General features: G+C 61.0%; 10 protein-coding genes and 3 pseudogenes. 9 read left to right on the forward strand and 4 right to left on the reverse strand.

From position 1 onward, the window contains the following. The first annotated feature begins 2 nt into the window (after positions 1-2). A complete protein-coding gene (locus FOA17_RS19610; RefSeq protein ID WP_149143181.1) occupies positions 3-1,028 on the forward strand; it encodes a branched-chain amino acid ABC transporter permease in 1,026 nt (341 codons plus the stop codon). A 4-nt stretch (positions 1,029-1,032) separates the two neighbouring features. After that, positions 1,033-1,554 (forward strand): annotated as a pseudogene (locus FOA17_RS19615) (beta-keto acid cleavage family enzyme); the annotation flags it as partial. 16 nt (positions 1,555-1,570) lie between these two features. On the opposite strand, the pseudogene FOA17_RS19620 reads toward FOA17_RS19615, so the two are convergent. Beyond that, positions 1,571-1,789 (reverse strand): annotated as a pseudogene (locus tag FOA17_RS19620) (transposase); the annotation flags it as partial. Between the two features lie 95 nt (positions 1,790-1,884). On the opposite strand from FOA17_RS19620, the pseudogene FOA17_RS19625 reads away from it, so the two are divergent. Beyond that, positions 1,885-2,283, forward strand: a pseudogene (locus tag FOA17_RS19625) (beta-keto acid cleavage family enzyme); the annotation flags it as partial. A 278-nt stretch (positions 2,284-2,561) separates the two neighbouring features. Here FOA17_RS19625 and FOA17_RS19630 read toward each other — a convergent pair. The 3 genes from FOA17_RS19630 to mobC form a co-directional block, all read right to left on the reverse strand. Further along, complete coding sequence (locus FOA17_RS19630; protein ID WP_149143182.1) at positions 2,562-3,044, reverse strand: helix-turn-helix domain-containing protein; 483 nt, start codon at positions 3,042-3,044, stop codon at positions 2,562-2,564. Positions 3,045-3,120: 76 nt separating this feature from the next. Continuing rightward, positions 3,121-4,944 carry a relaxase/mobilization nuclease domain-containing protein gene (locus FOA17_RS19635; RefSeq protein ID WP_149143183.1) on the reverse strand — a complete coding sequence of 608 codons (1,824 nt, stop codon included), beginning with the start codon at positions 4,942-4,944 and terminating at the stop codon, positions 3,121-3,123. Beyond that, positions 4,937-5,494 carry a plasmid mobilization relaxosome protein MobC gene (gene mobC, locus FOA17_RS20240; protein ID WP_149143184.1) on the reverse strand — a complete coding sequence of 186 codons (558 nt, stop codon included), beginning with the start codon at positions 5,492-5,494 and terminating at the stop codon, positions 4,937-4,939. Before mobC ends, FOA17_RS19635 begins: the two co-directional genes overlap by 8 nt. Positions 5,495-6,039: 545 nt before the next feature. Between mobC and FOA17_RS19645 the strand changes: the two genes are divergently transcribed. The 6 genes from FOA17_RS19645 (at position 6,040) to FOA17_RS19670 (ending at position 8,854) form a co-directional block, all read left to right on the forward strand. Further along, positions 6,040-6,765, forward strand: coding sequence for a nucleotide-binding protein (locus FOA17_RS19645; RefSeq protein ID WP_149143185.1), 726 nt, complete (start codon positions 6,040-6,042; stop codon positions 6,763-6,765). After that, positions 6,765-7,478, forward strand: a complete 714-nt coding sequence (locus FOA17_RS19650) for a hypothetical protein (protein WP_149143186.1) — start codon at positions 6,765-6,767, stop codon at positions 7,476-7,478. The genes FOA17_RS19645 and FOA17_RS19650 overlap by 1 nt, the downstream gene beginning before the upstream one ends. After that, on the forward strand, positions 7,475-7,711 hold the full coding sequence (locus FOA17_RS19655; protein WP_149143187.1) for a hypothetical protein: 237 nt from the start codon (positions 7,475-7,477) through the stop codon (positions 7,709-7,711). Before FOA17_RS19650 ends, FOA17_RS19655 begins: the two co-directional genes overlap by 4 nt. 156 nt (positions 7,712-7,867) lie before the next feature. Next, complete coding sequence (locus tag FOA17_RS19660; protein WP_149143188.1) at positions 7,868-8,113, forward strand: WGR domain-containing protein; 246 nt, start codon at positions 7,868-7,870, stop codon at positions 8,111-8,113. A 118-nt stretch (positions 8,114-8,231) separates the two neighbouring features. Continuing rightward, positions 8,232-8,522 carry a hypothetical protein gene (locus tag FOA17_RS19665; RefSeq protein ID WP_149143189.1) on the forward strand — a complete coding sequence of 97 codons (291 nt, stop codon included), beginning with the start codon at positions 8,232-8,234 and terminating at the stop codon, positions 8,520-8,522. Between the two features lie 44 nt (positions 8,523-8,566). Beyond that, positions 8,567-8,854 (forward strand): type II toxin-antitoxin system RelE/ParE family toxin, encoded by a 288-nt coding sequence (locus FOA17_RS19670; RefSeq protein WP_238991908.1) that lies wholly within the window; start codon positions 8,567-8,569, stop codon positions 8,852-8,854. The last annotated feature ends 226 nt before the right edge of the window (positions 8,855-9,080 follow it).

Genomic DNA, 9,080 nt, shown 5'->3' on the forward strand with positions numbered 1-9,080 from the left:
CCATGCAGGTGACACGCACTTCTCCCCTTTCGCAGGGCGCGATGATGATCGGCTTGCTCCTACTGATAGGGCTTGTCGCCGCGCCCTGGTGGGCTGGACGCGCCGATCTGCGGCTTCTGGGCGAGATCTTCCTTTACGCATCGCTTGCAACGCTCTGGAATCTGCTCGCCGGTTACGCGGGCCTCGTTTCAGTCGGCCAGCAGGCCTATGTGGGACTTGGCGGCTATGCCTTCTTTGCCCTGACGATGCTTTTCGGTGTGCCGATTTATCTCGCGCTTCCGATCGCAGCGGTGGCGGGGGCAATAATTTCAGCTCCGGTGGCCGCACTGATCTTTCGCCTTCGCGGCGCATATTTCGCAATCGGGACTTGGGTCATCGCGGAAGTGTTTCGTCTGGTCGCTGCACAGATCCCGGCGCTTGGTGGGGGATCTGGCGCATCTTTGCCCGCAGACATCGTCAAGACGCTGGCCGACGGTCGCGATGCACGTGAGGCGGTTGCCTATTGGCTTGCCCTTGGCATCGCGGTTGCGGTGCTTGCTGCGGCCTTTGTGGTTCTCCGCTCCCGTCAGGGCATCGCACTGATGGCAATCCGCGACAACGAACTTGCGGCGCGCAGTCTCGGGATCGACATCTGGCGCACCAAATTCGTGACCTACGTTATGGTTGGAGGCCTGACCACCTTGGTCGGTGCACTGATCTTTCTCCAAAAGCTGCGCATCTCACCCGAGGCGGCTTTCAGCGCGAACGACTGGACGGCCTTCGTCATCTTCATCGTGGTCATCGGCGGTATCGGCACGCTAGAAGGGCCGATCCTCGGCACCCTCATCTTTTTTGCCCTGCGCGAAACGATGGCTGACCTAGGCACGGTCTACCTCATCGCTCTCGGCGCGGTCGCCATTGCCGTCATGCTCTTTGCCCCGGCGGGCTTGTGGGGCCTCATCCGGGCAAAGACCGGCGCCGAACTCTTCCCGCTTTCTTTCCGTGTCGTGGGTCTGGCGGCCCGTCAAGCGACCTCGTCAAAGGACTGATCCCATGGCCAAGCGCCCCAAGACGATCATCACCTGTGCGGTAACAGGTGCCATTCACACGCCGACCATGTCGGACGCACTTCCTTACACTGCCGATGACATTGCCGCCCAGGCGATCGCTGCGGCGGAGGCGGGGGCGTCGATCCTGCATCTGCACGCGCGTCGCCCTGCAGATGGTGGCGTAACCATTGATCCCGACGCCTTCGCGAGCTTTCTGCCACGGATCAAGCAGGCAACGGGCGCGGTCGTGAACATCTCGACCGGCGGTAGCCTGAAAAACACCATCGAAGAGCGCATTGCGCCTGCGCTGCGTTTCTCACCCGAGATGTGCAGCCTGAACATGGGCTCGATGAACTTCAGTTTCCATCCCCTCGCGAAGCGATACGAGACCTGGAAATTCGACTGGGAGAAGGACTACGTCGAAAACTCCGACACTTACATTTTCCGCAACACATTCCGCGACATACAAACCGTCGCCGAAACACTCGCACCCCATCAGATCAAGTTCGAGCACGAATGTTACGATGTGGGCCACCTCTATAGAACAATCCGTCAAGCCGATGGAGCGTGTTCTTCCCGGTGCGGCTGTCTCGCAGCGCCTCCGACGCCAGATTGGACAGGCCGAGCACGTCATCAAGCTCGCGCATCACCAGCAGGCCACCGTCTGAACTGATCTGCGCACCACGGAACTCCAGACGCACACGGCGGTCGAAATCAACCCGATCTCCCCGCGCCAAGCCCGCACCCTCCAGGTGATCCATGAAACGCGCCCCTCGCAGCCGTCAACGCCATGATTTATATGCGAAATATCACGATTACGACAGCGAAATCAGCGACTTACTTGGAGAATGTGGGCTATAATCTGCGCTTCTGCATGGACATCGGGCTTTTCAAAGCACCGATCTTTATCCAGTTCATCTTCGGCATTCTCGGCGGCATCGGACCCGAGGTCGACAACCTTTTGTTCATGAAGCGGACCGCCGACAGGCTGTTCGGAGACGACTACCGCTGGTCCGTCCTCGGAGCCGGCGGCGCTCAGATGAGCCTTGGAACGACGGCCAGCCAAATGGGTGGTAATGTTCGCGTTGGTCTCGAGGACAGCCTGTTCATCGGTCGCGGCCGCCTTGCTGAAAGCAATGCTCAGCAAGTCTCGAAAATCCGGCGTATCGTCGAAGACCTTGGTTGCGAGGTCGCCACCCCTGACGAGGCCCGTGAAATCCTGGGTCTCAAGGGCGGGGACCGCGTCAATTTTTGAGATCCTGAAATTGCAGGAGCTCCATCCGGCGGTTCAATTTTTGCTGTAGAGACGTTTGAACCGACTGCAAGAGAAGGTCGCGTTGATCGGCGCGAGGGGCAGGTCCGGACCCGTCTGATCGAAACGGCGCGGGTCTTGATGGTTGAAGGGGGCGAAGCGGACTCCGCCATTCGCGCCTCATGCGACACCTCACTTGGTCCAACATGGCCACGTGGCCGTTTCAAAGCGGCCGTTCGCACGAAGTGCCGCGAACGACCGCTTCCCGCCCATCCTGCTGTTCAGCCAGCTAGGATCTCGAGCCAGCAAAAAACATCGTCGGGATCGACCTCTGTGCCCTTGAGCCGCGCGTGGTACCAGCGCGCGATGATGGCCTCCCTCCGCTCAGGCGCAATCTTTAGTTGCCTCGAGCCGATGTATCGGTCGAGGTCCGAGACAAACGTCCGGAGCGCGCTTCTCTCGGTCGGCGATCCCACCATTTCGGTGCCAAGGAGCACCCAGGCCGCATCGATTCCGAACGCCTTCTGCAGTCTGACAAGTGCGGCAGCAGGGACCGACTTCTTGCCGCGCTCGAAGTCCTTGTACGTATAGAGGCCTATGCCAATGCAAGATGCGGCTCTTTGCTGAGACAAGGAAGCATCGATCCGAGAAATCGCCAGACGGGCACCAAGTGCGACGTGTTCATTTTGCTTGCCACCCGAAGCACGCCGGCCTTTGCAAACGAAGCGCGCGCCAACACTCGTAAACAATCCCGCAATCGTCATCTTGTTCCTTCCTTGCCCAACATGGAGGTCGCGACGCGTTGCGCAGTCACGGCCCATATCCTGTCCTTCCGATGCATCAGCGCTCCCAGTCTCGCGCTTCCGGGTTTCCTGCTTCGCGCAGTCCTCGCTCGGACTCCCGCGCCGCGCTCAGCGTAAGGCCAAAGGCGACATGCGCTTTTGCGGCTGACACCACCGCCCGCGCAATCCAGCGGCGGTCCTGGTCTCCCTCGATGTCCCGCGCCAGTGCGTCGGTCTTCCCGGCCGCCAGATCGGCTATGACGCCCTTTCCATACCGCTGCCGCAGCTCTTCGGCGAAGCGCTCGGCATGGGCATCGCCCCGGAACTCAACCTTGCCCTCGGTCTGCATGATCCGCCCCAGCGACCGCAGGGTCCGCACCAGCCGGTCGTTCTCAGGCACGGCCTCCTGCTCAACGGCGTGGTCAATCACCGCCGCCGCTCGGTCATAGAACCCTTGCAACGCGTCTGCCACGCGCCTCCCCTGATCCGGGTTACGCAGATCCAGCCGTCGCCGACCCGCGAGGGCCAGAAGATCACTGCGGACCCAGTCCCGTTCTTCCCAGGCGTTCGCCGCGCCGGTTTCCAGACGGCTGGCGATGCGTTCGCCGCTCAAGCCAATCGCAGTCGCGCCCGCAACGATCTCCGCTCGCAGTCGCTCCGCCGCCCCACGATGCAGGGTCGTTTGCGCCCTGCCCCGCGTTAAGGCTTCGCCCTCAACCGCCACGCCATAGACCGCCGACTGCGGCATCATCTGCAAAAGCTGCGCACCGCGGGCATCGCCAAGCCCCCGCGCGATATCGACGGCATAGCCATAAAGCTCATCCCGCAGGCCCTTCCGCTCTGCGATGGGGGCCTTGCGGATCCTGCCCTCCGCCTCGGCCATCCACCCGTTGAAATGCCGCTCCAGGTCAGCGCGCTCAAGCGTCGCCGCCTCAGCCGGGAAGGGATGGAGCACCCCGCCCTGCCTAAGCACTTCCTCGGCCTTGGCGATCTTCGCGGCGATCTCGGGCAGCCCAGTCAGCGCCGCCACATGGCTCAGGCTGCGCATTGTGTCGGCCGTGTGCGCCATCGTGGCAAGTGCATCCTCCAGCGCCCTGCCCTCGCGCAGCCGTTCCTCAGGCGCCCGACCTTCTTCCCGTGCTCGTTCCATCTCTGCCCGAGATGGGCCATAGGTCAGAAGCCCCCGCTCTGCCCGCGAGGTCGCATCCAGAAACACGCCTTCCTCGGCCGCAATGGCCACCATGCGACCCTTCATCATGTCGAGGTTGAACGCATGTTCCTTCGCCATGAAGAACCAACTGTCGTTCAGGTTGCCGCGGTTGTTCACGACGATATGGACATGGGGATGCGACCGGTCGGTGTGCAGCGCCGCGACATAGGACCAGACATCGCCCTGATGGTCACCCGACTGAAACATCTCGAAGGCCCAGACCTCGGCAATCATCTTGGCCTTCTCCGGCCGCACATGGGACGGAAAGCTCAGGAGCAAGTGACTGGTGTGCCCGTTCTTGGGCGAACCGCGCCAATCCTCGACCCAATGGCCGACGATGTCGTTCCGCTCGTCAGTGGACAGCCCCTTGGCGTGGGCGTCCAGCATGACCCCGTTGCCGAAGATCGCGGCAGACTTCGAGAACAGATAGTCCATCTGGATCGCCAGCTCTTTGGCGTTCGCCGTGCCACCCTTGCTTATCTTCTTGATCACCGCGGCGTTCGATCCCAGCGAAAACCGCCACAACTGGCTGGCGCGCGGCGCGAACCGGAAGCCCTGCCGAGAGAGGGAAGATGGTCCGGGTTTCACACGCCCGGACTGGGGACGCAGGAAACCGATTTCCCCAAGAATCGCTTCTGCCAGCCCGATCGGACGCGAGCCAAGCTTAACCATGCCGCGCGCCCTCTTGGGCTTCGACAAACTTCCGAAACAGCGCCACGCCCTGCCGGCGCCGTTCCGCGATGATCTGGTTCAGCGTCTTCGCCACCATCGGCAGCGACCGGCGCAACTCATCCACCGACGCCCACTGCGCTTTGACCATCGGCGCCCTGCCCCGGTTCGCCGCCAGCGCAATCTGATTCACGTTGGTCCCGATCTTTGCCAGCTCGTAGCGAATGTCCTCCAGCTTGGCACTGTCTTCCCGGCTGAACTCGAGGAAACCCGAGGCCATCCGCACAACCGACCGCACACCGTCAGAGCGGGATTTCGCGCCAAGCTGGGTGCAGAGCGCATCGAAGGCCTGAAGCTCTTCGGCAGGCAGACGGCAGCTGACCACCTGGCCCGAACTCTCGCCTCGGGGCCGCCCCCGCCGGGTCATTTGCTGCGCTGCAGAATCAGTCGTCACGCAATTCTTCTTGGCTGAAAAATCGGACCCCGACTTAAGTTCTGTTTTGCGAGGCTCTGATTTTCCTGCCAACTTCTGCCACTGATTATTTGTAGACATCACGCATTTCCTGCCACCCTTTCTATCCCCTTCTTTCAGCTCTTGATCAAGCACAATCTATGCGCGATATGACCCCTTGCAGGTTGTGTTAACCTTGGGTAACTCACCTGCCACCGAGTGCACTTCGCTGATCGCCGAATGCACAAGGCGCAACCGGAGAAGGTGCCCCTCGAATCCCTTGGCAGGATGGTATTTACCGGGCAGAAGTGGCGGTAACGCCCTGTTTTGTTTGATGTACGGACCCAACCGTTCAGTGTTGCGGGTTCGGAGAAAGGAAGTGTGGGATGCGTCTTGTGGCATCAGCGACGTGTGATCAGGGCTATGCCTTATGATACACGCCTTGCGCGATCAGATAAAAGACATACGCATCCAGTAATCAGACAAGCGATTAAAGATATACGCCTTGCGCAATAGGAGTTGCGCGAGATGGTTTCTGATATCCGCGGTCGTGGTTCGGATTTATGAGATGCGATTTAGGATAAAAGTTTTCAGCGATCGGCATTCAGAAAAATGGGATCGGCGATACGCGAAGTGAGGGAGGTGATATGGGTTACGGAATACGGGTTGTTCTGGTGATGAACAGGAAGGGCGGATCGGGCAAGAGCACGCTCTGCCGCGCCCTCGCCTCTGCCGCAGCAAGTCGCGGCGAGACGGTCACGATCTTCGACACGGATGCCTCGAAGTCTTGCCTCAAGTGGATGAAGGCGGGGCAAGAGGCCGGAAACTGGTCGCCGCTGGTCGAGGTGATCCACACACTTGATGCCCACCGGGTCGTCGAGGCGATTGACCAGATCTATGAACAGCCGGACCAAGAACATCTGATCCTGATCGACACCTTCGGCGGCGGATCTGAAGCGCAAGACGTTCTGGCGGTCGCAGCGCACCGGATCATTTGCCCGATGATGCTGTCGCGCGGCGATCTCAGCGAGACCCTTGAGACGGCCAGCTGGTATCTGAAGCTGCGGGGGCGGGTCGACAACCCGGATGAGCTTGCCGGCTTCTCTGTTGTGTTCAGCCGTGTGCAGGTCCGGCTTTCTGAGGCGGAGCGCGCGGTGGCGGATGAACTCTTCCGGTCATTGCCCGCCTGCGAGGCCTGGCTGTCCAATCGCAGCGCCTATGTCCGGATGGACAAGGAAGGGCTCCTCGGCCCGATCGCGGACAAGACGCCTAACCGCGGGTTGGCGGCGCATCTTCAGACGGCCGTGAAGGAGGCAGGGGAGCTTCTCGACGAAATCGATCAGTTGATCGCGGCCCCGGCGGAGGTCGCATAATGGCACCGCGTAAAGATCAGATGCGGATCATCCGGCAGGACGCGGGTTTTTCAGCGAAGCTTGGGTTTGGTGGGATGGTCGCGCCCCCGGCGGAGGTTGAAAGACCGAGCGCGATGCCGTCGGCGCCGGTCAACTCCCGGCCAGAATCGAAGCCCGAGCAACCGGCAATCGTGACAGCCGCCGCACATGTCATGCCCCAACGCGATGATGATGGCGGGTTGCCCATCCGCGGAAAAGAAGAAGCCCGGAAAGAGGAGGGTGAACCGCGGGCACCAACGAACTTGGCGCGGCCCCATGCGGTGCCTGCCCCTTCCGCAGCGGCACGGGGGCAGGTTGTCTATGTTGCGGTGTCACTCACTGCCCGGCAAGCCCATCTCGCTGAAGCCTGGGCCTCAGTGGCGCGGTGCTCGGTCCAGTTCCTGATCCGTCGCGTGGCGCAGGGACTGCGTGACCAAGTCTTTGACGATTGGGAGCGCGATGGCATGCCCGAAGTCGTTGAGCCTCGCGGCGCGCGGGGCAAGCATCCGACCAGTGTTACCTTGACCCTGCGACCGCCTTTTGCAGCCGACCTGACCGCCCGGCACGATCCACTTGGGATTCTTGGTTTGGCGCGGGTCATGGGCCCGGCTTTCCGCGCGCGGTTCCAGGAGGCATTCGACATCGCCTTGGACAAGGCGCCGCTGCACACGACAACCGAGGGAGAAGAGAAATGACTGATCAGAAAACGAATGCCCTCGACGACGACACGTCGGCAGCCAAGTTTGATGTTGGCAGGCCTGTGGAATGGATGGTCGACCCAGATCATCGCGAGAAGATCCTCGGCGTCACCTATGAGTTCAGCCACACCGGCGAGCGCAAGACAGTTTGGTACACGGCGAACAAGCGGCGGGCGAAGAACTTCGTTGCCGTGGATGTCCCACACTCGCGGGATGTAGCAACAGTCTGACATTGGCAAGCAGCTAGCGGGCAACGCCTTGGTGTCCAGTATACGCGGACAGAACGGCAACCCATCAAGTTTCTGAATCGATCCGCTGGTTTCGATTCAGAAAAGCAATTGGACTTGGAACGCGGTAGGACAGATTCTGTGCGAGGGAGACCCACCATGGCTTTGGCACATCTGCATCGCATCGACCCTGAGGCCAACATGGCGCGGTTCTACTGCATCGATGTTGCTGCGACACTGTTCGGGGAGGTTTGTGTCATACGGGCTTGGGGCAGGATCGGAACGCGAGGTCGGACATCTCTTGAAACTTGGGCATCTCCCGCCGAGGCAGAGAAGGCAGCAGTCCGGACCCTTCGTCAGAAGGCGCGTCGCGGGTATCTACTTGCCAGCCCAATGCATCAATGAGTTATAGATCTTGAGTCCATCGCTCATGCTTGGCCTACAGACGTCGGTCGCTTGCAGTCGTTGAAAACACATCGCGAAAGAGCTATGGTGTTCCAACAGACTACCGGCGGAGAAAATCATGGGCGTACACAAGCAGAGTGTCAGCTTCACGGATGCAGCGTTCAACTTCGCTCGCGAGTTGGTCGAAAGTGGTGAGTATCCGAACATCAGCGCTGCTGTCTCTGGCGAAATGGCCCGTGCGCGCGCAACGCGGGAGAGGGAGCGTCTTCTCTTCGAAGCCGAAGTGCAACGGCGCCTCGCGCTGCCCCCTGATGCCTGGGAGCCCGTGCGAACAGGCGAGTCCATCACGTCAGGCGCCCGCTCGCATCTTGCCCGACTCGCAAAGACCGCCGGTGGCACCGCTGCCTGATGCGCATCGTTCGACATCCCTTGGTCGACCAAGACCTTGCAGCATTGGTAGACCACATCGTCGACGTCACCGGCGGGGACTTCAACGCCGCCAGCAGGCGCCTTGATGAGGTGGACGACCTAATTGCCGAGATCGCTGCCAACCCGATGTCTGGAGTTCGCTTGGCCCCACCGCTGGACGGTTGGCTGGTCCGCCATGGCGGCCGCGGCTATCGTCTGACCGTCGTGTTCCGCGCCGATGTCAACAAAAACTGTGTCTTTGTCGCCCTCGTCGCCTTCGGCGGGCAGGACTGGATGACCGAGGGAGAGGCAAGGAAGTCCTTTAGAGGGTGACCGGGGTCCCAGTGACCGAAAGAGCGTGCGGCACAGTTCAACTTTGCGCTTACAGCGCCGTGCCGCAGAATTTTGATTATGTAATGCGCTCTACAAAAAGTAAGCATGCGCCGAGAGCCGCGGTTATGCAGCCTTGACGTTGGCTTTTTCCGACGGCTTCCACTGCCACGGCAGCAATTCCGGCAGTCGAGAGACCGGCAGGTCTGAGATCCGGGCGATGACGTCT

This window comes from Gemmobacter caeruleus (assembly GCF_008271655.1).
GTDB classification, from domain to species: domain Bacteria; phylum Pseudomonadota; class Alphaproteobacteria; order Rhodobacterales; family Rhodobacteraceae; genus Gemmobacter; species Gemmobacter caeruleus.

Excerpts from the sequence above, each read along its gene's own strand:
- mobC (WP_149143184.1), bottom strand. The coding sequence starts at position 5,494 with ATGTCTACAAATAATCAGTGGCAGAAGTTGGCAGGAAAATCAGAGCCT.
- FOA17_RS19645 (WP_149143185.1), top strand. The coding sequence starts at position 6,040 with ATGGGTTACGGAATACGGGTTGTTCTGGTGATGAACAGGAAGGGCGGA.
- FOA17_RS19665 (WP_149143189.1), top strand. The coding sequence starts at position 8,232 with ATGGGCGTACACAAGCAGAGTGTCAGCTTCACGGATGCAGCGTTCAAC.
- FOA17_RS19635 (WP_149143183.1), bottom strand. The coding sequence starts at position 4,944 with ATGGTTAAGCTTGGCTCGCGTCCGATCGGGCTGGCAGAAGCGATTCTT.
- FOA17_RS19610 (WP_149143181.1), top strand. The coding sequence starts at position 3 with ATGCAGGTGACACGCACTTCTCCCCTTTCGCAGGGCGCGATGATGATC.
- FOA17_RS19650 (WP_149143186.1), top strand. The coding sequence starts at position 6,765 with ATGGCACCGCGTAAAGATCAGATGCGGATCATCCGGCAGGACGCGGGT.
- FOA17_RS19660 (WP_149143188.1), top strand. The coding sequence starts at position 7,868 with ATGGCTTTGGCACATCTGCATCGCATCGACCCTGAGGCCAACATGGCG.
- FOA17_RS19655 (WP_149143187.1), top strand. The coding sequence starts at position 7,475 with ATGACTGATCAGAAAACGAATGCCCTCGACGACGACACGTCGGCAGCC.
- FOA17_RS19630 (WP_149143182.1), bottom strand. The coding sequence starts at position 3,044 with ATGACGATTGCGGGATTGTTTACGAGTGTTGGCGCGCGCTTCGTTTGC.